The organism is Methanolobus halotolerans, from assembly GCF_004745425.1.
GTDB classification, from domain to species: Archaea; Halobacteriota; Methanosarcinia; order Methanosarcinales; family Methanosarcinaceae; genus Methanolobus; species Methanolobus halotolerans.
Genome location: NZ_PGGK01000003.1, coordinates 35,545 through 59,345 on the forward strand (window position 1 = coordinate 35,545; position 23,801 = coordinate 59,345).

At 44.4% G+C, this 23,801-nt stretch carries 20 protein-coding genes; 13 read left to right on the top strand and 7 right to left on the bottom strand.

Going from position 1 to position 23,801, the window contains the following annotated elements; genetic code table 11:
• Nucleotides 1–62: 62 nt before the first annotated feature.
• Both hisD and CUN85_RS03450 read right to left on the bottom strand, forming a co-directional pair.
• Nucleotides 63–1,343 (bottom strand): histidinol dehydrogenase, encoded by a 1,281-nt coding sequence (gene hisD, locus CUN85_RS03445; RefSeq protein WP_135388941.1) that lies wholly within the window; start codon nt 1,341–1,343, stop codon nt 63–65.
• 115 nt (nt 1,344–1,458) lie between these two features.
• Nucleotides 1,459–3,693 carry an ATP-dependent DNA helicase gene (locus CUN85_RS03450; RefSeq protein ID WP_135388942.1) on the bottom strand — a complete coding sequence of 745 codons (2,235 nt, stop codon included), beginning with the start codon at nt 3,691–3,693 and terminating at the stop codon, nt 1,459–1,461.
• 309 nt (nt 3,694–4,002) lie between these two features.
• Here CUN85_RS03450 and mpgP point away from each other — a divergent pair, with 309 nt between their 5' ends.
• The 3 genes from mpgP (at nt 4,003) to CUN85_RS03465 (ending at nt 6,750) form a co-directional block, all read left to right on the top strand.
• A complete protein-coding gene (gene mpgP, locus CUN85_RS03455; protein ID WP_135388943.1) occupies nt 4,003–4,806 on the top strand; it encodes a mannosyl-3-phosphoglycerate phosphatase in 804 nt (267 codons plus the stop codon).
• 187 nt (nt 4,807–4,993) lie between these two features.
• Nucleotides 4,994–5,521: a hypothetical protein gene (locus CUN85_RS03460; RefSeq protein ID WP_135388944.1), complete on the top strand. Its 528-nt coding sequence runs from the start codon at nt 4,994–4,996 to the stop codon at nt 5,519–5,521.
• Between the two features lie 5 nt (nt 5,522–5,526).
• A complete protein-coding gene (locus CUN85_RS03465) occupies nt 5,527–6,750 on the top strand; it encodes a glucoamylase (protein WP_135388945.1) in 1,224 nt (407 codons plus the stop codon).
• Nucleotides 6,751–6,826: 76 nt separating this feature from the next.
• On the opposite strand, the gene CUN85_RS03470 is transcribed toward CUN85_RS03465, so the two are convergent.
• The 5 genes from CUN85_RS03470 to CUN85_RS03490 form a co-directional block, all read right to left on the bottom strand.
• Nucleotides 6,827–8,125, bottom strand: coding sequence for a TrpB-like pyridoxal phosphate-dependent enzyme (locus CUN85_RS03470; protein ID WP_135388946.1), 1,299 nt, complete (start codon nt 8,123–8,125; stop codon nt 6,827–6,829).
• Nucleotides 8,126–8,248: 123 nt separating this feature from the next.
• Complete coding sequence (locus CUN85_RS03475) at nt 8,249–8,494, bottom strand: hypothetical protein (RefSeq protein WP_135388947.1); 246 nt, start codon at nt 8,492–8,494, stop codon at nt 8,249–8,251.
• A gap of 1 nt (nt 8,495) precedes the next feature.
• The gene (locus CUN85_RS03480) at nt 8,496–8,882 is read right to left on the bottom strand and encodes a sarcinarray family MAST domain-containing protein (RefSeq protein WP_167848772.1); all 387 of its coding nucleotides are present in this window, start codon (nt 8,880–8,882) and stop codon (nt 8,496–8,498) included.
• Nucleotide 8,883: 1 nt separating this feature from the next.
• Nucleotides 8,884–9,828 (bottom strand): DUF7286 family protein, encoded by a 945-nt coding sequence (locus CUN85_RS03485; protein ID WP_135388949.1) that lies wholly within the window; start codon nt 9,826–9,828, stop codon nt 8,884–8,886.
• Between the two features lie 17 nt (nt 9,829–9,845).
• Nucleotides 9,846–12,950 carry a hypothetical protein gene (locus tag CUN85_RS03490; RefSeq protein WP_135388950.1) on the bottom strand — a complete coding sequence of 1,035 codons (3,105 nt, stop codon included), beginning with the start codon at nt 12,948–12,950 and terminating at the stop codon, nt 9,846–9,848.
• Nucleotides 12,951–13,259: 309 nt separating this feature from the next.
• On the opposite strand from CUN85_RS03490, the gene hisS reads away from it, so the two are divergent.
• The 10 genes from hisS (at nt 13,260) to glmU (CUN85_RS03540) (ending at nt 23,781) form a co-directional block, all read left to right on the top strand.
• On the top strand, nt 13,260–14,492 hold the full coding sequence (hisS, locus tag CUN85_RS03495; RefSeq protein ID WP_135388951.1) for a histidine--tRNA ligase: 1,233 nt from the start codon (nt 13,260–13,262) through the stop codon (nt 14,490–14,492).
• 15 nt (nt 14,493–14,507) lie between these two features.
• Nucleotides 14,508–15,023: a hypothetical protein gene (locus CUN85_RS03500; RefSeq protein ID WP_135388952.1), complete on the top strand. Its 516-nt coding sequence runs from the start codon at nt 14,508–14,510 to the stop codon at nt 15,021–15,023.
• Nucleotides 14,998–15,660, top strand: coding sequence for a hypothetical protein (locus tag CUN85_RS03505; protein ID WP_135388953.1), 663 nt, complete (start codon nt 14,998–15,000; stop codon nt 15,658–15,660). Before CUN85_RS03500 ends, CUN85_RS03505 begins: the two co-directional genes overlap by 26 nt.
• On the top strand, nt 15,635–16,141 hold the full coding sequence (locus CUN85_RS03510; RefSeq protein ID WP_135388954.1) for a hypothetical protein: 507 nt from the start codon (nt 15,635–15,637) through the stop codon (nt 16,139–16,141). Before CUN85_RS03505 ends, CUN85_RS03510 begins: the two co-directional genes overlap by 26 nt.
• 20 nt (nt 16,142–16,161) lie before the next feature.
• Nucleotides 16,162–17,340 (top strand): DUF7284 family protein, encoded by a 1,179-nt coding sequence (locus tag CUN85_RS03515; protein WP_135388955.1) that lies wholly within the window; start codon nt 16,162–16,164, stop codon nt 17,338–17,340.
• A gap of 204 nt (nt 17,341–17,544) precedes the next feature.
• Nucleotides 17,545–18,003, top strand: coding sequence for a 30S ribosomal protein S15 (locus CUN85_RS03520; protein ID WP_135388956.1), 459 nt, complete (start codon nt 17,545–17,547; stop codon nt 18,001–18,003).
• 157 nt (nt 18,004–18,160) lie between these two features.
• Nucleotides 18,161–19,378, top strand: coding sequence for a bifunctional sugar-1-phosphate nucleotidylyltransferase/acetyltransferase (glmU, locus tag CUN85_RS03525; protein WP_135388957.1), 1,218 nt, complete (start codon nt 18,161–18,163; stop codon nt 19,376–19,378).
• An 11-nt stretch (nt 19,379–19,389) separates the two neighbouring features.
• Nucleotides 19,390–21,222 (top strand): glutamine--fructose-6-phosphate transaminase (isomerizing), encoded by a 1,833-nt coding sequence (glmS, locus tag CUN85_RS03530; RefSeq protein WP_135388958.1) that lies wholly within the window; start codon nt 19,390–19,392, stop codon nt 21,220–21,222.
• Between the two features lie 52 nt (nt 21,223–21,274).
• The gene (glmM, locus tag CUN85_RS03535) at nt 21,275–22,576 is read left to right on the top strand and encodes a phosphoglucosamine mutase (protein WP_135388959.1); all 1,302 of its coding nucleotides are present in this window, start codon (nt 21,275–21,277) and stop codon (nt 22,574–22,576) included.
• A complete protein-coding gene (gene glmU, locus CUN85_RS03540) occupies nt 22,573–23,781 on the top strand; it encodes a bifunctional sugar-1-phosphate nucleotidylyltransferase/acetyltransferase (protein ID WP_135388960.1) in 1,209 nt (402 codons plus the stop codon). Before glmM ends, glmU (CUN85_RS03540) begins: the two co-directional genes overlap by 4 nt.
• Nucleotides 23,782–23,801: the final 20 nt, after the last annotated feature.

Sequence of the window (23,801 nt, forward strand, 5' to 3'; positions counted from 1 at the left end):
AATTAGTGTATGTGCTTACCTATTAAATAATTATCTATTTAAGAGGTAAAAAAAGAAGAATGTTAGTTCCTGAACCTAGTTCTTATTGACTCAGCATGTGCCATGAGACCTTCTTCCTCAGCAATGGAAATAACTGCATCTTTCAAAGTCTCAAGACCTTTTTTGCTGATCTTCTGTATACTGGAGCACTTCAGAAAGTGGAGGATATTTAGCCCGGAATATATCTTTGCGTAACCTGCCGTCGGAAGAACGTGATTTGTCCCGGATGCATAGTCCCCAACGGGAACAGGTGCATAGTTACCCACAAACACAGATCCTGCGTTATCTATATAATTAAGGACAGAGTCCGTGTCAGCCACCATAATCTCAAGATGCTCAGGTGCAAAATCATTGGAAAACTCAATACAGCTTTCCATAGAATCGGCTATCAGTACCGCAGCATTTTCCAGAGAAGCATTTACTATATCGGACCTTACAGCCCTTGCAGCCTGTTCCAGCACTTCCCTGTAAACCTGTTCAGCGAGTTCTTTCGATGGAGTCACAAACACGGAAACCGCGTTCGGGTCATGTTCTGCCTGTGCGATGATATCCGATGCCGCCATTACAGCATCAGAAGAATCGTCGGCAATGATGAGAACTTCACTGGGACCTGCAGGGAAATCTATTTCGGCCTTGTCCCGCACCTGCATCTTTGCAGCGGTGACAAAAACATTTCCGGGACCGACTATCTTGGACACCGGGCGAACACTCTCAGTGCCGTATGCCATTGCAGCAACAGCCTGCACACCACCCAGTTTGTAAATATGGTCTGCACCTGCAATCCTGGCTGCCGCAAGGGCTAAAGAGTTTATCTTCCCGTCGGGCCCGGGAGGAGTACACATCGCAACATGTTTCACACCTGCAACTCTGGCAGGTATGATCGTCATCAGGGCAGTGGATGGATAGGAAGCCCTTCCACCGGGCACGTAAGCTCCCACACTTTCCAGGGGTGTGAACTTCTGTCCAAGCTCTATACCCGGAGAAAGTTCCATGAACCACATCCCTTCCGGCATCTGTGCCTGATGGAACTTGCGGATATTTTCTGCGGCAAATTTGAGATGTTCCAGTAACGACCCATCAATACTGCTGATCGCTTCATCCACCTCTTCAGGGGAAACCTCGATATCTTCGATTTCAGCCCTGTCAAACTTCTTTGTGTAGCTTCGAAGGGCCTCGTCTCCATTGTCCCTTACATCCCTGATAATGGAAGCTACCGTTTCCCCTACATCTGCAAGCTCTCCTCCACGATTGATGAGCTTATCCTTTTCTTCCCTGCTTAGTTGCGATAGTCTTTTGTAAAGCATGATAATCCCTTGAATGTAATTTCATTAAATGTAATTGTCATTTAGAATACACTATTTTCCAGACTATACCAGTTCATTATATATAGATTATTCAAAAGAGCTTATCCTGAAAAGCTCACTTTTCAAAATCGCTGAAGGTACTCTGTTCATTCCCGAGAAGAGAGTCCATAGTCCTTGATTCTGCTCGTCCGGAATTGTCAGATACCATGTTTATGTGCATACCTATCTCCATGAGAAGTTTCTCTGCCGTCTTTGTACCTATGAGGCTACCGATAATGACAGGATCGGCCTTTCTGATATCATCGATGGTCCGAAGACCACTATCATAGAGCCTGCGTGCACGTACCCTGCCGATACCGCGTATTCCCGCCAGTTCCATCAGCTCGGGACGTGCACCGTAATGTATCCTTTTCTCGATCACACCTGCCATGTCCGCAACAGTGTGTCCCCGGACTCTGGCAAGGCGCGAAAGGGAATGCATAAGCCATTCCGCAAGTTCGGCGAAGGCATGGATATCCCCCTCACCCACATTAAAGCTCTTGCTTATGTCATCCATGGATCTCTCATTGATCCAGTCCAGTATAAGAAGAGCAGTCTTGACCTCGCCAAGGAACCATTCATAATCCGTATCCTTAAATTGATTCGGCACCTCTGTGAACTCCTCTGCATGTGACAGTACAAAATCATTTATCAATTCGTAATCACCCGATCTCAGGTAAAGCTGCCGCATGTCAGGTGTCTTACAGATAAGATGCATCAACGTAAGTTCTGTTATATCCTTTGCTTTATCCAGGCCTTCATTCATGATAGCTGCCGAGAGGGGGTCGATGTAAAGCATTGACACCAGTTTTCCAAGGGGTGTCGCCATAAGCTGAATATCGCCCTCGAGCATACCATGGTCTTTAAGGAAATCAAGGCAGTCATCGACAACTTCCATCAGGCCCCTGGTGTCGTTCTGATGTGCAAAGAACGTTGCTTCTATAAACTCCATGAGCCCGTCGCGTGTAGTCGCAAAACCGTTAACTATAGTGGACAGTACATGGGTCCTCAGGGCATTCTCAGCACCAAGCTTTGACCAGACGTCCTCCGCACCCGCATCAATATAGTTGTCAAAAAGCTGTTGCATCTCACCATATGATCTAGCAATAAGGACCGCTTCACCATATGGATCAAGGTGAGGACGCCCTGCCCTGCCTGCCATCTGCTTATATTCAAGGACCGGAATTGGCTGCATGCCAAAATTCGGATCAAAACGTTTATAACTTCTGATAATTACGCGTCTTGCAGGAAGATTAAGCCCTGCTGCAAGGGTTGGAGTACTGCATATGACCTTGATTATATTTGCACGGAAACCGTCCTCCACAAGTTTACGATGGGCAGAGTTGAGTCCAGCGTGATGAAAAGCGGTACCGTTCCTTATACATTGGGCCAGCACTTTTGACGCCCCGGTCTCACCTGCCTCAAGAACCTCTTCAACTATCCCGTCAAGCGCATTGCGTGTAGGCCTGTCCAGCAACTCCGATACTTTAGAACCTGCCTTTTTAGCAAAGCCGACACAGTTCTTACGGCTGCTTTCAAATACAAGGCACTGACCCCCTTCCTCGAGGGTGTCGAGAATTATGTTGATAGTGTCATCCTTTGAAGCGGTCGCGATAAGTTTTTGAGAACCCCTGAAATTGATGTTACCACCATAATAGACACCTTCCATCAGGTCCGTAGGCCTCCACTCACTGAGCACGAGCCCTGCCCCGAGCCAGTCTGCAACCTCATAAGCATTTCCGATGGTCGCGGACAGTGCGATAATCTGGCATTCGGGATTGAGCTTCATGAGTTTGGTGAGCGTTACTTCAAGCGTAGGACCCCTGTTTGCAGAATCAAGAAGATGTACCTCATCCACGACAATAGTGGTAATCTCTTCCATCCATGCTGTCTCGTTACGTAGGAGAGAATCGGTCTTCTCGGATGTAGCCACGATGATATCGTTGGAGCCAAGCCACTCATCTCTTGATTCAAAATCCCCTGTAGATATACCGACCCTGACCCCGCCGTCCTTTCCATGGTCTCTTAGATTTATGGATGAGAATTCCCTGAAGCGATCGAACTTCTCGGACGCCAGGGCCCTCAGAGGTACGATATATAACGCCTTGCCACCCTTTGAAATGGATTTGAGCATGGCAAGCTCTGCAAGAAGTGTCTTTCCCGATGCCGTGGGTATGGCAGCAAGGATGTTCCTGCCGTCAAGTAAGCCTTTCTCGATTGCTTCCGCCTGTGGAGGATATAAATGTTCAATACCGGAATCAAGGTAAAATCTAAGGACCTCTTCCGGAATCTCCAGAGATCTTATTTCCATGTTATCCGAATAAAAGGTGAATAATGTCTAATAAAATTACCCGATACTTACATCTTTGTAAGGTCCTGAATCTTCAGAAAAAAAGGACCTGTCCTGAAAATATCCGTCAGGCAATATGCGTACTTTCTATCCCATAAACTATATGAGGATAGTCCTGAAAAGGTTATATGAGACGAATCAAATAATATATACTATAACTGGATCAAAGATTAAGGAAGAAAGGGTTTTGCGACTATTGATATCTTGTACAGATGACCTATCCTGTGGCTACACAGCCAGGATAATTCCTTTATTAAAGGAGAGGGAAGAATGAAGTATATTGTATTCACCGACCTTGACGGTACTTTGATAGATCATAATACATACTCCTATGAACCTGCCAGGCCAGCTATAGAAATGCTTAAACAAAGAAACATTCCACTCATTTTCTGTACAAGCAAAACCCGTGCAGAGATCGAAGTATATGTACATGAACTTGAATCGTCACATCCATTCATATCCGAGAACGGCGGAGCCATATTTATTCCAAAAGACTATTTCAGCGGGGATGTCCCCACCTCTAAAACAGAAGGCAATTACGATATCATTGAACTGGGAACTGCCTATGGTACACTAAGACATGTTCTGGCAGACATCCGTACTTACGAAAATATGGATATTACGGGCTTCGGGGACATGGACGACAAAGGTGTAAGTGAAGACACCGGGCTTGATATCGCATCAGCAAGGCTGGCAAAGATGCGCGAGTATGATGAAGCCTTCAGGTTGAATGGAGACGAAAATACAGCAAACCGGCTTAAACAGGAAATACAGGAAAAGGGTCTCAACTATACCAGAGGAGGGAGATACTGGCATATTCTGGGTGACAATGACAAGGGAAAAGCAGTCAACATCCTTACCCGGCTGTATAAAAAAGAATACGGGGAAATCAGGACAGTAGGATTGGGAGACAGCCTGAACGACCTGCCTATGCTCCGGGCAGTGGATGTCCCCGTGCTCGTGCAGAAACAGAACGGTGAACACGATCCGATGATCAAAGACCCGGAAATAAAAAGGGTAGAGGGTATCGGACCGGTGGGGTGGAACATGGCTGTAAAGGAGATAATACTATAGTGAGGAAATTATAGAATAATCAGTTGCATACTTGTTTTTTGTTAATAGTATGCTAAATAGAACAGGTATTTATACTCTCAAAAATCAATATTCTATTATAAAATAAAAATCAAATATTTACACTTCTGGTAGATCTGTTGTAGGATTGACTATAACAATCAACTGCCATCAAAGAAGGGGTGATCAAATGATAAGACTGGAAAATATGTTTCCACAGGCATTTTTGGTAGGGGTGGTAAAAATGGTGGATAAGGACGGGCCACTTGAGACTATACGCTGGCTGCAGGAAATCGGAGAAGAACTTGCAACTCTTGAAGGACCGGGATTTGAGGGTGCAAGAGAGAACAGCATTAACTATTTGCCCATATGTCCCTTTGGCAGTGAGATTACCGAGTTCATTGAAATATATGGATACCCTGCCGAGTTTAACGATATCGTCAATAAGATGTATGAACTGAAAAATGCTTCCGACAAACCCTGGAAATATCCTGCCCTGACACATGTAATGGGAGTGTTGCAACATAGCTACAGCACGAAGAGGGCAGCACTTGCGGGAGCTGAATTATACAACCTTGGCTCGAAATCCCCAAAAGGCGAATTTAAGCAATATAACGAAGAGGCTCTTGAAAAGGCAGGAATGGCAAAGGAGGTTATAGAGGAGCTTCTTGAAAGGTCATTCTATGTTTACAAGATAGTACATCCGGATAAGGAGTGAGTCATTTGAATCGGATAGAAGCGGAAAAATTATACGAGAACAGTGTTCGTATACTTAAAAGCAATCAGCATGAAAATGGTGGTTTTTATGCCAGCCCACCAGGTACACGTTACCCCTTCATCTATCCCAGAGACCATTCCATATCAATCCTTGGCTGTATACATGCAGGGTTGATGGCTGAAGCCAGAAAAGGACTTGAGTTCGTACTCAACTCCCAGAAACCCCTGGGAGAATTCTCACAGAGGTACGATGTCGATGGCAACGATGCCAGCTATAAGGATCTGCAGATCGACGGCAACGGTCTCGTACTCTTCGTACTTGGAAAATACTTTCAGGCAACCGGAGGTTCATTCTTTAAAGAGATGGCTGACACTGCTTTTATAGAGAGATACTGGGAGACGATTGAAAAAGCAGTGAGTTTTATCCTGCTTAATAAGAATGAAGAAGTTGACCTGATCCATACCATCAATAGTATCCATGAATATCCCGCTTATGAACATGGTTTTGAGATATACGCCAATTGTGCATGTTGTGCCGGGATATATGCCGCTGTCAGTATGGGTAAAGTACTGGGCAAAAATGTTTCCGAATGGGAGCAGCAGGCGGACATTATCAAAGAATCCATACTTACCCGGCTTTACAGCCCAAGAAGACGTTCTTTTATCAAATGTATCCGAGTTAAGGATAAAAACAGCAAGCCAATCGGATATGACCCTTTTGCATCAACGGTACTTGATATTGATGCGGCGGAGTATGCTCCGGCCTATTTTGAACTCATCAAGGACAACGATGTCAAAGTCATGACTACCGTTAAAAGGATACATAAGCTCCTGTGGGACAACGAGATCGGCGGACTTAACAGGTATCCTGAGTACTGGGGGCGTAACAATGGTGGTTATGGCCCATGGTGTCATTTCACATGCGAACTTGCAAATCACTACATCGAGATCGATGATCAGGACAAGGCAGAGATGTATCTGGGCTGGGTTGTGGATATGGCGCACAATTATACTCTTCCGGAGCATATATCCACCATTGAGAGGTTCGAACTATGGCTCGAGGATTATACTAATGCTAAGATTCTCAGGGACAGCAAAATTAAACTGATCGATGATGTCAGAATGCATCCGAAGTGGAAAGACGGACTTGCATATGTCACGATACCGCTCATATGGCCACATGCAGAGTTCATTATATCCTATAAAAAGTACAGTGATAAGTTTCATTAAGAGCAGAGAAAAAAATGAACTATGCGGCATGATAAACATGCCACGGATAGTTTTAGTTGTAAGTCTGCTAAGTTAATCACTCATTGCTCAGATCACCTGAGAAATACTTGTCATATGAGCTCATGTCGAAGTGACCGTGACCACTCAGGTTAAAAAGGAGAGTTTTCTCTTCACCTGTCTGTTTGCACTTCAGGGCTTCGTCAATGGTACATTTTATAGCATGGGATGACTCAGGAGCAGGGGCTATTCCTTCACTACGTGCAAAGGTGACCGCGGCATCGAATACCTCTACCTGGTGGTAGGAGATTGCTTCCATTATACCGTCTGCAACGAGTTTGCTTACAATGGGTGATGCTCCATGGTATCTCAGACCGCCTGCATGGATAGCTGGTGGTATAAACTCTGATCCCAGAGTGTACATCTTGAGCAGTGGTGTCATCTGTGCCATGTCACCGAAGTCATACCTGAATTGTCCGGATGTTAGGGTCGGACATGCGGAAGGTTCCACAGCTATGAACCGGGTATTGGTCTTACCGGCAATGTTATCTCTGATGTAAGGCAGGCTCACGCCGGCAAGGTTACTCCCACCACCACAGCATCCGATAACGATGTCGGGATAATCTTCGGTCTTATCGAACTGTGCCTGGGTCTCGAGGCCTACAACTGTCTGGTGCAGGCTGGTGTGATTGAGGACACTTCCAAGAGCATACTTTGTATTATCATTGAGCGCTGCTTCTTCAATTGCCTCACTGATAGCTATACCGAGACTGCCTGTGGTTTCAGGGTACGTCTCAAGTATCTTTCTTCCGAACTGTGTTTCATTGCTTGGAGATGGTACGACATTAGCTCCCCAGAGGTTTATAAGCGATTTGCGGTATGGCTTCTGGTAAAAACTTGAGCGCACCATGTATACCTTACACTCGATGTCAAAATAGTTGCAGGAAAGTGAAAGTGCGCTACCCCACTGGCCTGCACCGGTCTCGGTTGTAATCCTTTCAGTGCCTTCCTTCATGTTGTAGTATGCCTGTGCGATCGCAGTATTTGGTTTGTGGCTTCCCGCAGGACTGACACTCTCATTCTTGTAGTAGATCTTTGCAGGAGTACCCAGTACCTTCTCAAGCCTGTGTGCCCTGTGCAGAGGTGATGGTCTCCAGAGTGTGTATATCTCCCTGATCTCCTCTGGAATATCAATATATTTCTCAGAACTTATCTCCTGCTTTATGAGCGCTTTTGCAAATATGGGCTCAAGATCCTTAGGATCCATTGGCTCATTGGTCGCCGGATTCAACGGCGGCTCCACCTTCAGGTCCGCAAGGATATTATACCACTGTTTTGGCATTTCGTTTTCATCGAGTAATATTTTTGTATGGTCCATAATTATACCTCTGTAAAAAAATCAATCAATAATGTATAACTGAGTACATTGGACGTGGTATTTAATTGTTTTGATTTCGCATGCATAAAACACATATCAATATCCCGACATAAGCAATTTTTTTCATTCATGTCTTTTCCTGAGAACAACAATTGAAGCTATAGCGAACACAGCACACAGAACACTGAATGCAGGAGTTGCCGGAGAACTGCTCGCGTTGGGTGGTGATTCTACAGTGGAGACTTCTGTGATCTCGGGACCGTCGTAATATTCGTTAGAGATTGTGACGTAGGCGGCGGTGAATTCACCTTTAGTTAATACTTTTAAAGTATCAAAATCATTCAATTGATAGACAAAATCGAGAGGCATACTACCTCACAAAATCGAGAGGCATACTACCTCCTGCCCACTCATCTGTAGCTTTAAGTATCCATTCATAAGAAAGATTTTCATTCATCTCAAATTTATCATCTGTATATTTATCCACTTTCAAAGTTGGACCTTCAATTATCTCAAAACTACCATCTGCTAACTCTGTTAGTTTTACTGATAGAACTCCAGGACTAAAACATGTTACATCAAATCGAACCTTGAATGGTTCACCAATTTTGACGAATGGTTTTGGAGTTGAAGCACCTGGATATAGTTGATCATTGTAATAAACATCAATAGAAATATGAGAGCTAGTAGCTGAAGTAATCGTAGGCGTTGCCACAAAACTAATTAAAAAAATCATAATGAGTACTTTTGTTTTCATCTTATATCTCCCATTCAGACAGTAATTCTTCATAAGCTTCTGATTTTTCTTCCCTATCGCCTGTTTTATCACCAACACCCTTTGGACCTGGACCTACTATTGTAGCAGCGTAGCCACTAAATCTAAATTCAATAGGAGAATTATATCCAATCCAAATGATATTTTCACCATTGTCTCTTTTAAATGGATGTGGAATACGTTCTTCAGTCCTCACGTACACCTGCGCTTCATGCCCAAAATAGGGATTGAACATACACTCATTGTCATTGTCGATGACTTCGAATGTTTTGTATTTCCCTACAACCTCATACTCCCACACATTCACAGTACACACCCAGTGCGGAGGAATCACCGGAAGACCACACGGCACAAGTTTCATAGACTTCTGCAGCCTTTTTTCCATTTTTTCGGCTAGCTCTCCAGAAAGTTTCTCCGTTGATTCGTCAAGCTTGTTCTGTAGCCCGGTGTTTATGTTTGTGAAGCACTCGTCAATCATTTCCTGACTGAGCCTGACTGCCTCACATACTCCATTTGCTACGCCTATCCTCATGTCAGCTTCTAATCGGTATAATACCGCATCCATTTCATCAGAAGCTACTGCGGGATTGTCAACTATGATTTTTTCACTGAGCTTGACGAGTATCTCATCCTGCAAGGTGTTATTCGCAGCCATATCAATTAGCTCTTCACCAGAAAGGGTATAAAGATAAGATTCCGTTATCGAAGAGACCTCCGACTTATCAATCCATTTGCCCAGAACCGGATCTTTTGCGACTTCTTCGGCAACCAGATCAGGAACCTGTTCCCTGATACTGGTGCTATATTCAGTCATCAGTCTTGTGCGATTCTCTTCTATAAGAGTCATGTCTGGAGATATATCATTAGCAATTAGTGCTGCACTCTCCGAACCGATATCCTCTATCAATGAATCTACCTCCACATTCATGTCAGAGATACTCTGGCTCATGGACTGAGGACAGCATCTTTCAGAGGTGATGTAGCAGACTCCAGCATTGCTGCAATGTCATCACCAATTCCTGTTGAGAAAACACAGACATTACGCACGCCCAGAGGATACACTTTCTTACCGGATTCATCAACCCACTCATACTGGCTCTGCACATCAAACTCCGGGTCGTGGTAAAGATAATCCGGGTACTGGTCCACAAGGAGTGTCATGTTCTCGGTCCAGTTGTACTTGCTTTGGGGCTCACCGGTGATCTCCATGGTCCCGATGATGCCCATCTCGCTGGAAAGGGCTGTGGATGCTTTATCCATTGCAGGGTTGTTAAAGAGCACGTCAGTAGAGACTGCATTCTTGACAAGGTCCAGGATGGAATGGCCCTGCTGGCTGGAGAAAGAATCATCGATGTAGCTCTCAAATGAATCTTCTACGTTCTTGTTCCTTTCCTCAAGTTCTGTGAGCAGGCGGTCGTAGCCTTCGTTCTTTACGATGAGACGGCAGGCATCACTGCTTGTGTTGTACTGGCTTCCATTCATGTATTGGGACTCATCGATGAATGAACTGCGTTTTGTGTCGCCTGCCATCTCTGCGGCCAGGTCAAGTGATGCATCCTTGATGAGTGTGGTCGGATTCCTGCCAAGGTTCTCACCGAGCAGGGAAACTTCCCTTGTGGGATTGTCTTCATTGATGGCATCGAACATGTTCTCCATTTCCTGAGTCATATTCCTGTGAAGCCAGTCGGGGATATCGCAGTAGACCTTTTCGGCTGAGAGATTGGTTCCATCAGGATATAAAAGATGATTTTTTTCTATGCTGTATATATCTACAAACTCGTCACGGTACTTATCAGCCGCATCACTGCAGTCTGTATCTTCCTTGGGAACACCATCAATCAAAACTGTTTTTTTCCTGTAATCATTGGCACTTCCCGGATCATGAGAGCTTATGCCGTTGTAACCACCCGAGGGGAGATATTGGTGGTAGATTATAGTTATGTTCTCGCTTTCAGTTTGGCTGTGAGTAACGAAAGCACGATTCTCAAGAAGCTTGTTTGTCAGTGAGCCGGAGGAATCACCGGAATAAAAGTTCCAGCTTCCCATACCATCTGCACCGGTACTGTAGGTTTTGTAAGACCAGTGATAATCATAATTAATATTCCAGCGGGTTTTAATTTTGAACTTTAGATTATAGGTAACATGCCAATCGAATGAGTGGTTTTCTTTTGAAAGATAAGCATCTGCCCGTTCAGAATCAATCAAACTATCATTGCCAAGATACGTATAAGTGACATCCACTCCTTCACAGACTATATCAGTAGACACATGCTCCACCTGCACAGAATTGAAATACCATTTGTGTGATGAAGCATCAATATTGACATTGTGATTTACATTTAAGGTACCTGCAAAGTTATAATCCGGTGTAAGAGCACAGGTATGTGAAATAATGACAGGGTAGTGTCCTTTCCAGCTGATATCTTTACCAGTTTTCGACTCCCCTGGTTCATATGTAACAGAATCATAAGTGTTTGGCCCTGCCTTTAAATCATAAGGAGTTATTTCATTAAACCCATCCCTGAAAACCTGACCCTGTATTGTGCCACTATAAACTTCATGAGTCACATCATGTATCAGATCCGGATAATCATCATCTGTCCACACATCGGCATCGTTGTAAATCCAGTTACTGTAAACCTCATCTGTGAAATTCGAGACCGAGACGACTATCCAGGAGTTGTTTTCAACTTCTTCCATAGTAGTATTTGCGTCCTCCATGGACTCGTTAATCCCGTCTGAAACGCTCATATTGAAGATGCCGTCATCTGACAGATCCTCGTATGTGGTACTCAGGTTGCTTCCCTTATCCTCACCATAGGAGCTGGTATCCTGTTTGATATCATTGTAGAGTACCTTCCCACTGTAGTAAGTGGTGTATGTAAGTGCCCAGGGATCTACAGAGTCGAATATACGTTTCTGGGTATAAAGTGTACCTGCATTCACAGAGGATGTGAGAGAAGGACCCGTGACGATATTCAGGGGACCGTTCAGGTAGTGCTGCCACGGACCGTAGGTGAACGTCCTGATATTGGTTGACCCGAGCACGATATCCGAGGTCGTTCCACTGCTCAGGGCTCTCTCGTACTCGGATGTCAGTTCCGCAAGCAGAGGTTCCCTGGAAGTTATCACTGTTGAAACATCCATTGTACGATTGTGACTTTCCCCGGTGCTCAGGTCAACAAGCGTATAGTTAAGGTCATTGATGGACATGGTATAATAGAGAATATAATCCGTATTCTCCGCTTCAGAGCGTCCTATCTCACGTTTCAGGGTACCGTTGATGGTCCCGATTTTTATTCTGGACGCAGATATGTTCTGTTCCACGTTTATCGCATAGTTACTGAAAGTATGCAGGTCGCCCTGGTAGTTACTCTCCAGAAGATCATTGAAATGAGAAGCTGTAACATCCTTCAGGGGATTGCTTCCCACACGGAACCAGTTCGTTGCTTTGACCTCATCCCCGTACATGAATAGCAGATAAGCATAACCATCTTCCGCATTTTCCGGCATAGCTATCTCCTCTTCGAACTCCGAGCGACCCCAGAAGGAATGCAATTCATTGTAGGTGATAGCCCCGTATTCTATCCCGGAAGGACCCTTAATGATCAAAGTTCTTGGTTTGTCGGCAAAAAAGCAAGATATGGCTTTAAATGCATCAGCAGGTAAATTTACCGTAACATTCAGACTACTGCCCGGCTCGACATCCCTTGAAGCCGGGTCCACAGAAAAACCGTCCTCCCCCCATTCATCATATGCCGCATCTTCTGACTTGATGACAGGGTGTTCCCCCTGCCACTGCAGAGCTTCCATGCCGGCATAGTTAAGGCATCTTGACAGATCCGCAGCAGCCATATCAGCAGCCTTCATTTCCATATTGTTTACATCATTCTCGAAGATAGTCTCTGCAATGCCATAGTCTGTCTTTGCCATGTAAAAGGAAACAAATGTCGAACATAATAATATGAAGACGCCGATCACTGCAAAAGGCACATAGGCCCTGGTATCTTTGAAAAAAGAACCTGTTACTCTTCCTGCTCCGGGCACCATGATCATATCTCCGTACTTAGTTAATATTTGAAAGAGACATGGAAAAGGAATATTTAAATATTGTTATTTTGTTCTGTCTTAAATAAATAAATTATTAGAGTATCATACAGTTATCTTGCATATAGCACAAATAGAGAATAACATTTGAATTATAGATCGGTCCGGGAACTAAACGGGCAAAAAAGAAGGCTTGGATTCAAACTAATCGAAAATCTAAAATAGGCTATCTTATACTATCCAATCAAAACTAAGAATGTATTATAAATATCACGAATAAATATCAAATCTTTACTATCAGGTTGATCCATTATGAAGATAAGCAGACCAAGGGGCACACGGGATTTCCTTCCGGAAGATACCAGGCGAAGAAGAAATGTTGAGAACATATTGCGAAAAGTTGTCAGGAACTGGGGATTTTCGGAAATAATAACCCCGACTTTCGAGGCCCTTGAACTCTTCACACTGAAATCAGGAGATGGTATTATAGGAGAGCTCTACAACTTCACAGATAAAGGAAACAGAGCAATGACACTTCGTCCGGAACTCACAGCTCCTGTTATGAGAATGTACGTTAATGAGATGCAGGCAAACCAGCGACCCCTAAAACTGTTTTATTTTGAGAACTGCTTCAGGTACGAGCGCCCGCAGAAAGGACGCTTCCGAGAGTTCTGGCAATTCGGTGTTGAACTCATCGGCAGCAACAAAATAGATGCTGATGCAGAAGTGATCGCTCTTGCAAGTGAAATGCTCAAGGCAGTGGGTATCAAAGGCAGTCTGCACGTGAATCATCTTGGAATCATCAGACATCTTCTCAGTGTACTTAAGACCGAGCAGCAGAGCAGAATAATGAGACTCGTGGACAAGAAAGATGATACAGGACTGGTAGACTATCTTGAAGAAATCGATGCACCGGGACACCTGCGGCTTGAACTCATGGAGCTTATATCACTTACAGGAAGCGAAGCCATTGAGAAGGCGAGACAACTGACAGGGGATATTCCAGAGCTTGAAGAATACCAGGAATTGCTGACACTTCTGGAAGCTTACGGAGTTGATTATATCATAGATTTCGGCATTGCAAGGGGTCTGGACTATTACACAGGTATGGTATTCGAGATATATGCTGAAGGCCTGGGAGCCCAAAACCAGGTATGCGGAGGCGGCTCCTACCAGCTCATCAAGCTTTTCGGAGGAGGGGATGTAGCGTCCACAGGATTTGGACTTGGTTTTGACAGGATCATGGAAATATGTGATATAGAGCCGGATGACGATAAGCCTGTAGTCATCATTGCAATGGATTCCACACGTATTGAAGCTGTTGAAACAGCTACAAAACTGCGCTTTCATATGCCAGTTTATTTAGACCTGATGAAGCGTAGTTTCAAAGCGCAGCTCTCCTATGCTGATCACATTGGTGCCCACTATGCATTGATCATAGGCGAGAGCGAGGTAGAGGCCGGAAAGGTCACTCTCAAGAACATGGACAGTGGTAAACAGGAACTTCTGACTATTGAAGAAGTTATACAAAAAATGAACTGCTAGATCCGGAACGGAAAAATGGCGCTGTGGCAAAAGAAAAATCTCAATACCAGTATATTCGTTGATGATAGGGCCTCAGATGCCCTGCCAATGAGATTCACAGCCGCTGCGATCATACTTCTTGTCCTGGTATTTCTGTCTTGGACAGCCATTTCTGCCACAATGGAAAAAAAGAGTATTCATGACACAGAAGCCGCGATATCAATCATAGATTCAAATGCCGGGATGATATCTGCCAATGGGGCAGGTAGCCGGGTAACACTTGATATCAATATACCTGCAAAGGTCACCCTGGTACTGGGAGGCGTACCTGACAGGGAAGAGAAATGGCCAGAAGATGCACGAAACTATTACTTTAGGATGGACAGCAGGCAGTTCATGGGAGAATCCACAGCCTCGTACTCCAATGAATATCTGAATGGTACTGCAGTGCTTGGTCCGGGCAGTCACAAGATAACATTGGAAAGTGTTAAAAGGACTTCTGACAATAGAATTTTTGTGAAAGTATATGAAAATTCCAGAGAAGGTCAATAATTATTCACCTGACAACTTTCAATGTAATACTTTAAAAAATTTTACAAATGACAGCACGGCATGGATCGACCTCATTCTCTCAAAAACAGCCCTGATATTTGCAAGCATTATCATACTGGCTGCAGTATATCATCTGACTGCAGAGATCCAGCAAGCCGATAAGCAAAGACAGCTTGATGCAATGGCACAGGACTTCAGGTCTGCCATTGACTCCGTTGGACAGAGTCACTACGGGATGGCATCTGCAAATATAAGTTACTTCTTTGATACTTACGACCGGAGCGGACGATTCACAGATCAGCTGAATGCGTCAGTGTCCGGAGAATATGCAGGGATATCGTACGAAGAAGATGATAAGCTCATATACGCCGTGAAACCGCTTGCCTATAAGACCCTTCCTTATAATGAAAGTGAGATACGAAATGAGCTCCTTGATCATTTTTCAGCCAGCGGGAACAGAACTCAGCCCATAATGCCACCATTCACATACTCCAATGTCACAGATTTGCTCACATCTCTTGCAACAAAAGAAAAAAATTTAAATACAAGTACAAAAGTCCACATTGTTAAAAGCTTAATATATGTTGTAAATAACAGTGAGGTCAGAGAACTTGAGTATATCCTTGTTTATCAATGACGATAAGGCCTTCATGGAACCGCATAACGACATAATATCAACGGCATTGGTAGTCATAGGATTTGTCGTATTTGCTGCCATCGTTTCAAAAGCATACATTACCTTTGACGATAATTCATTTGCCATGGAGAACTACAGACAGGCTTCGATGATAGCAAAGGACATAGCAGATTACCCGGAGATACAAGGAAGCCGTACAGACCTTATCTCAGCAGAATCCCTTGATCGAATCTGTATGCCGGTCATAGATCAGGAAATGCACGAACTGTTCTTCCAGAGGTTTTCAGGAAACCTTGATTTTTATGTGGAGATTACCACCAATGATGGAAAGCACCAGTGGATAATAGAACGCAGTGGTAGCGGAAGCAAACAGAGAGATATCATTGCAGCCTCTGTCCCTGTCGTGATAGAGCTCGGTAGTAGTACCAGTTGTGTACCCGGCACCCTTAGTGTGAGGATGTGGAAGAACAGGTGGATATGAATAAAAGGAGGAAAGTTCAAATGAAGTTCCTGAATGATGAAAGCGCATTCTCGTCAAATCTTGATTCAATATTCTTCCTAATTCTAATCTCCATATCAGCTGTAATCCTTATGCCTGCCCTCATGGCAGAAGAGCAGTATAAGTCTGCAGGCTACGTTTCCACACAGGACATCAATACACATATTCTTAGCTCCCTGTTAAGCTCCAGAGCGGATGAATTCGAATACATGTTCGAACCATCAGAGATTGCAGGTTATAACCTGACATTGCCTGAAGGATCCATGTCAAACAATGCAGAAAAGACACTTTACGGAAGAGAACAGAAGCATCGGACCTTTGCTGACATTATTGCTGAAGACCTTGTTCTTGGAATCACACTTGAGAAAAATGGCAGTAACGTATACCTCAATCCCATGGCCAGGGTCCACTCTGTGAGCACAGAGGAGGCGATAGAATCATATCTTGATGCAATGATAGGAAAACGTTACCAATACAGGTTTGAAGCTCACTGGAAGCTGGTCAGCGGATATCATTTGGGAAGTGAGATCGAGATAGGTGATACACCTCCTGTCAACTCATTTAAGCAAAGTGCTAAACTTTCACTACCTCCGGGTTACTCACCTTCCAGAGAAGAATTCTTTAAGTCCATGAATAACTCTGTTCTCCTTGCTGCTATTACTTCACCCGATACACAAAAAGAACTGAATGACGGATACAATAAGAGCATCGATACAGCTTCCCGGGGAGCTGCAGAGGCAATAACAACCATCATATTCCCTGCTGAATATCTGCAGACTCTCAATACTACAGATATGAGCCTTAAAAGTGAACAGTTATCCCTTATCTCAAGTCCTGACAGCATAAACAGTTGCAATCCAGAGATTCTTATCGCCCTGCACAACACCAAATATATTGCAAACGATGTCTTCGGACTGGAAACCATCGTACCTCTCGACAGTGAAAGTGTATCACTGGACCTGATCGATACTATTGAAGACAACATGATCGATACGAATAAAGATGAGATATCCGCCTACCTGAAAGAAGACATGTCCGGTGAGATCGATCAAACAGTCTTAAACATTATGAATGCAACAGATAATAAAACAAGGATATCGTTACATGAAGAGCAGATGGAGTCTATCTACAGAAGAGTTAATCAGGGAGGGGCGGATATAATCCTTTTTCTGTGGCAGTAAAGCATGCTTTTGTCCACCTGACCTGACCACTGTATTTCAATCACAACATATATATTTGATAATGCTTTTTGTTAAGCACACTTCGCCACTCATAGAATTGACTGCCGTACTATCAAGATTCTCCTGTTCGTTCACATGGGCTGAAAGAGTACGGTCAACTACTAACTGATTTAATCAAATATAATAATTATAAGGAGGAATTGCATGGCAAAAATGCACACCCGGAAGAAAGGACAAGCCGGGTCTACAAGACCACTTCGTACTGAACCACCTGCATGGTCCACAATGAATGAAGAAGAAGTAACAAACGTTGTGATGGATCTGTGGAAACAGGGCATAACTACCAGTGAAATAGGAATGATACTCAGGGACAAGTATGGCGTACCTGACGTAAAATTAGTCACTGATAAAAAGATCACCGGTATCCTTAAAGAGAAAGATGAGGCACCTGCTTTACCTGAAGATCTTTACAATCTCCTTGTGAAGGCCATCGGTATGCGAAAGCACATCAGAGACAACCACAAGGACGTCCACAACAAGCGTTCTCTCCAGAACACTGAATCCAAGATCAGAAGGCTAGTCAAGTACTACCAGTCCACAAAAGTACTGCCCGGAGACTGGAAATATAAACCAGAGACAGCTGAAATGCTGCTCACAAGATGAACAAGGTCTACAGAGGACCTTTGAGAACTGGCCGTAAGGCCATAACCCTTCTTTTTTTATATATTGCATTATAAAAGGATAATCACTGTATTTTCATAGTGCGCATATTCTCCCGCAAGGTAAGCTATAAATTGTTATAAAGAACATAGTATACTCCATGAAAGCTATCGTTCTTGCAGCCGGAGAAGGGAGAAGATGTCGCCCATTAACCCTTACCAGATCAAAGGTAATGCTTCCCGTGGCAAACAAGCCAATTCTGGAACACGTCATAAATGCTCTTGCCAAAAACGATGTTAAAGACATAATCCTGATAGTAGGATACGAAAAAGAGCGTATCATGGACTATTTTGAGGATGGGATCGACTTTGGAGTAAAGATACATTATATAGAGCAGAAAGCTCAGATCGGTACGGCTCATGCCATACTCCAGGCCAGGAAAGAGATCAGTACGGATGATCAGGCTTTTTTGGTTGTTAACGGAGATAATATCATCGAGCCTGAAACTATCAGTGACCTGATAAAAGGTGCAAACGGTGATGCAACTATCCTGGCATGTAAGAAAGAGAATGTAACCGGTTACGGCGTAATTGTTGCTGAAGGCCAGCGTGTCAAAAAGATCGTAGAAAAGCCTCAGTCGATGGTGAGCCATTTAATTAATACAGGCATCTATCTTTTCAAACCCCAGATATTCGACCTGATCGAAAGGACACCATTATCAACATTCGGCGAATATGCCATAACGGATACTCTCCAGATAATGATAGATGAAGGAATGGAGGTCATGATGACAAATACCTATTCTGATTGGCTGGATGCGGCTTTTTCATGGGACCTCCTTAAGGCTAATCCAATTGTCCTGGGAGAATTCGAAACCGATATTAAGGATGGGACAGTAGAAGAAGGTGCTATTATAAAAGGGAGTGTTTCCATAGGAAAGAACACGACCGTACGTTCAGGATGCTACATTGTAGGTCCTGTTATGATAGGCGATAATTGCGATATCGGCCCTAATACGGTCATACTACCTTCCACAAGTGTAGGTAATAACGTATCAATTGCTTCTTTCACTAGCATACAGAACAGCATAATCATGAATGATGCCCGTATAAGCACACATTCTACCATCTCCAACTCGATCATCGGGAGCAATACATCAGTAGAGTCGCATTTTATTACTGAGGAAAAAGAAAAGATGATGATTGATATTGAAGGAGGCCTGTATTTTGCCGATAAGTTAGGAACCATCATCGGTGATGATACGGAGATCGGCAGCAACGTGCTTGTAAAGGCAGGAATGATGATCTCTCCCAACTGCCGGGTCAACTCGGGCAAGATCATATCAGAAGCACTTCCGGTAAATTCAATAGTCATTTGAGGTGAGGGGATATGTGTGGAATTGTGGGGTACGTAGGCAAGCAATCTGCAGTGCCCATCTTAATAGAGTCGCTTAAAAGACTTGAGTATCGAGGATATGATTCTGCAGGGATAACAGTCCTTAATGAATTGCTCGAAACTTACAAAACAGTTGGGAAGATAGCAGACCTTGAAATGGTTCTTCCTGAAGAGATAATTGCAAACGTAGGAATAGGCCATACCAGATGGGCAACTCACGGGAAACCCGAGACCAGAAATGCCCATCCACACGTTTCATCCGGTGTGTCGGTTGTGCATAACGGTATCATCGAAAATTATCTTAAACTCAAGGAAAATCTCATTGAACTTGGATATGTCTTTGAATCAGATACAGATACCGAGGTCATCGCACATCTGCTGAACTACAAGATGCACAACGGGGCAAAAAAAACAGATCTTCTGACCGCTATTCGTGAAACCACAAGAGAACTTGAAGGTTCCTATGCTATAGCAGCGCTATGTTCTGACGAGCCGGGGAGTCTGGTCTTCGCACGCAAGGACAGTCCCCTTGTGATTGGAATTGGTGAAAACGAATATTATGCAGCTTCAGATGTGACAGCCTTCCTGAAACATACAAAAAATGTAATTTATGTGGACGATTATGAGATAGGAGCTGTTCGTCCTGACTGCATCGAAATATTCGACCCTCAGGGAAACCTGCTGTCCAAGGATACGCATATCGTTGAGTGGGATCTGGAAGCTGCAGAGAAGGCAGGATATGAACATTTCATGTTAAAGGAGATACATGAACAGCCCACATCCATTCAGAAAACGTTCGCAGGAAAGCTGCTGGAACTGGAGGGAACGGTAAAGATGGATGAACTGTACCTGACCCCGGAGCAGATCAAACAACTGCGCAGGGCAACAATAATTGCCTGTGGGACCTCCTGGAACGCAGGAATACTGGGGAAATACCTTTTTGAGAAGCTCACCGGAATCCATACGGATATTGAAACTGCATCGGAGTTCAGGTATGGCAATCCGGTCCTTTGCGGAGAGGAACTAACTATTGCCATCACACAGTCAGGAGAGACAGCAGACACACTGGCAGCTGTGAGAAGCTCGAAATCCTACGGATGCAGAGCCATCGCCATCACCAATGTTGTAGGAAGTACTATTACCAGGGAATCAGACAGTGTTGTCTATACACGTGCAGGTCCCGAAATCGGGGTCGCTGCAACAAAGACATTCACAACACAACTTATTACGCTCTACATGCTTGCCATCTATCTGGGGAGAGGTAGAGGAGTACTCACAGCAGAGGATTCGAAGAATCTGATAGTGAATATAAAACGTCTTCCCGGACAGATACAGAAAATCCTTAACAGGAAGAAAAAGATAAAGGAATGTGCTGAGCAGTTTGCCGACAAGAGAGACTATTTCTTTATCGGACGTTATCTCAATTTCCCTATAGCACTTGAAGGGGCACTGAAACTCAAAGAGATATCATATATACATGCTGAAGGATATGCAGCAGGAGAACTCAAGCATGGTCCTCTTGCATTGATCACAGAAGATACGCCTGTCGTAGCCATCGCAACCAAAGGGCACACATATGACAAAATACTCAGCAATATCAAAGAAGTGAAGGCTCGCAACGCGACCGTGATAGCTGTTGCAAATGATGACGATACCGAGATCGAGAAATATGCAGACGTAGTCCTCAGGATACCGTCATCGCATGAAATGACATCACCTGTGCTTTCTTCTGTAGTACTCCAACTGCTTGCATATTATACTGCACTTGCAAAGGATTGTTCTATCGACAAACCCAGAAACCTTGCAAAGAGCGTAACTGTGGAATGAATATCACTGTTGACAATAAATAATGAAGCATCAAATGAAACAGAGGCATCGAATGAAATTGTTTGGTTCATCCGGAATAAGAGGAGTGGCAAATAAAGATATCACTGTGGACCTGGCTCTTAAAGTAGGGATGGCCCTCGGAAAGATAAAAAAGACCGCGGTCATCGGCAGGGACCCCCGGATTGCAGGTCAGATGATAGAACATGCAGTGATTGCGGGACTTGTTTCTTCAGGTTGTAATGTGGTTCGTGTTGGTCTTGTGACAACACCCACACTTGCATATGCAACACGGGATTATGATTGCGGTGTTATGATAACGGCATCTCACAACCCTGCGCAAGATATAGGAATAAAACTGTGGAACCCCGACGGAATGGCCTTTGATTCCAGGCAGCAGGAAAATATAGAATCCATTATCAGGGATGGGGACTTCGTACACGTAAAATGGAATGAGGTCGGTACCATAACATCATACTACAATGCTGTTAGGGACCATATGGACATGATCCTCAGCAATGTCGGCAACTCATCCATGAGAGTTGTCCTTGATTGCGGATGCGGTGCCGGTGGTACGATAACCCCGTTCCTGCTCAGGGAGATGGGATGTGAGGTGATCACGCTCAATTCCCAGCTCGACGGCCATTTTCCTGCCAGAAACTCGGAACCGAACGAGAAGAACCTCTGGATGCTGATGAAAGTAGTTAAAGAGCTCGATGCCAGGCTTGGTATAGCACATGATGGTGATGCTGACAGGATGATGGCAGTTGATGAGAAGGGGAATTTTGTTTCAGGCGACGAATTACTGACCATCTTTGCATCCTTCGAGTGCAAAGGCAGATCAAAGATAGCGGTACCTGTTGACACTTCCATGATAGTGGATGATGCCCTGCCGGATGCAGAGATAACCAGGACGAGAGTAGGAGATGTCTATGTCGCGGAAGAGATAAAACGACAGGGAGCAAATTTCGGTGGCGAGCCATCCGGGAGCTGGATCTTCCCAAAGCTGTCCTATTGCCCGGATGGAATATACGCCGCTGCACGGCTTGTAGATATCGTCAAGAAGACACCTCTCTCGAAATTAACGGGGAGTTTACCCCAATATCCAACACTCCGTGGTACGCTAGAATGTGATGACTCGTCCAAGCAAAAGCTGATGGAAGCAATAAAACAAAAACTGGAGCCCATGGGAAATGTTTCGAACATTGACGGTATCAGAGTGGAAATGGATGGCGGATGGGTGCTTGTCCGTGCATCGGGAACGGAACCCAAGATACGCATCACAGCACAGGCAAAGGAGAACTTGGAAGAACTCTATGAGACGACAGAGTGCCTTGTGAAGGAGTGTCTCCGATGAAGGCTGTAATCCTTGCTGCGGGTGAAGGTACAAGGATGCGCCCGCTTACCGTATCAAGACCAAAGGTAATGCTTCCTATTGCTAACAAGCCGATGATAGAGCACACCATCGATGCAGCAGTATCTGCCGGGATAAAGGAGTTTGTCCTTATAACCGGGTATCATGAGGATGCCCTGAAGAACTATTTCGGGAAAGGGCAGGAACATGGCATCAGCATCGAGTACGTGCATCAGGAAAAACAACTTGGTACTGCTGATGCGATCGGTTATGCAAAAGGGCATGTAGACGGTCGTTTTATTGTGCTCAACGGTGACATGCTGGTAAGTTCCGAACATATACGGCAGCTGATATCCTCTGAGAAGGACGCTGTGATAACTGTCAAAGAAGTGGATGAACCGTCCAATTTCGGAGTGATAGAAACAAATGGGGACAGGGTTACAAGGATCATCGAGAAACCACTTAACCCGCCTGGCAACCTTGCAAATGCAGGTATTTATCTTTTTAAAGAATCCATTTTTGATTTTGTTGAAATGACAGAACTATCCACAAGGGGCGAACTGGAGATAACAGACTCACTGCAGATGATGATCGATGCCGGAAGCAATGTCGGCTATGAAGTGCTTGAAAGTGAATGGATTGACATTGGCAGACCCTGGGACCTGCTTGACGCCAACAAGATGCTGCTTGAAGGCACGAAAGGAGAATGTGCAGGCACCGTAGAACCATATGCAACCCTCCATGGAGAGATCCGTATCGGCAAAGGCACGATAATCCGCAACGGGGCTTACATAATCGGGCCGGTGGTCATAGGAGATTATTGTGACATCGGTCCCAATTGCTTTATCCGGCCGGCTACGTCCATAGGCAATAATGTCCATATCGGTAACGCCGTTGAGGTGAAGAACAGTATACTCATGGATGGTACCAATGTAGGACATCTCAGTTACCTTGGAGATAGCATAATCGGTTTCAACTGTAATTTCGGCGCAGGCACGAAGGTGGCTAACCTCCGTCACGACGGCAAGAATGTCAGATGTCCCGTAAAAGGCAAGATCGTTGATTCTGGCAGGAGAAAACTGGGTGTGATCATGGGTGACGACGTACATACCGGCATCAATACAAGTATAAATGTCGGCACGGTGATGGAAGCTGGAAGTTGCAGCTATCCCGGAGAAGTTATCATACCTAAAAGAAAAACTTATTAAAGCACTTTATCCTTTTTCCA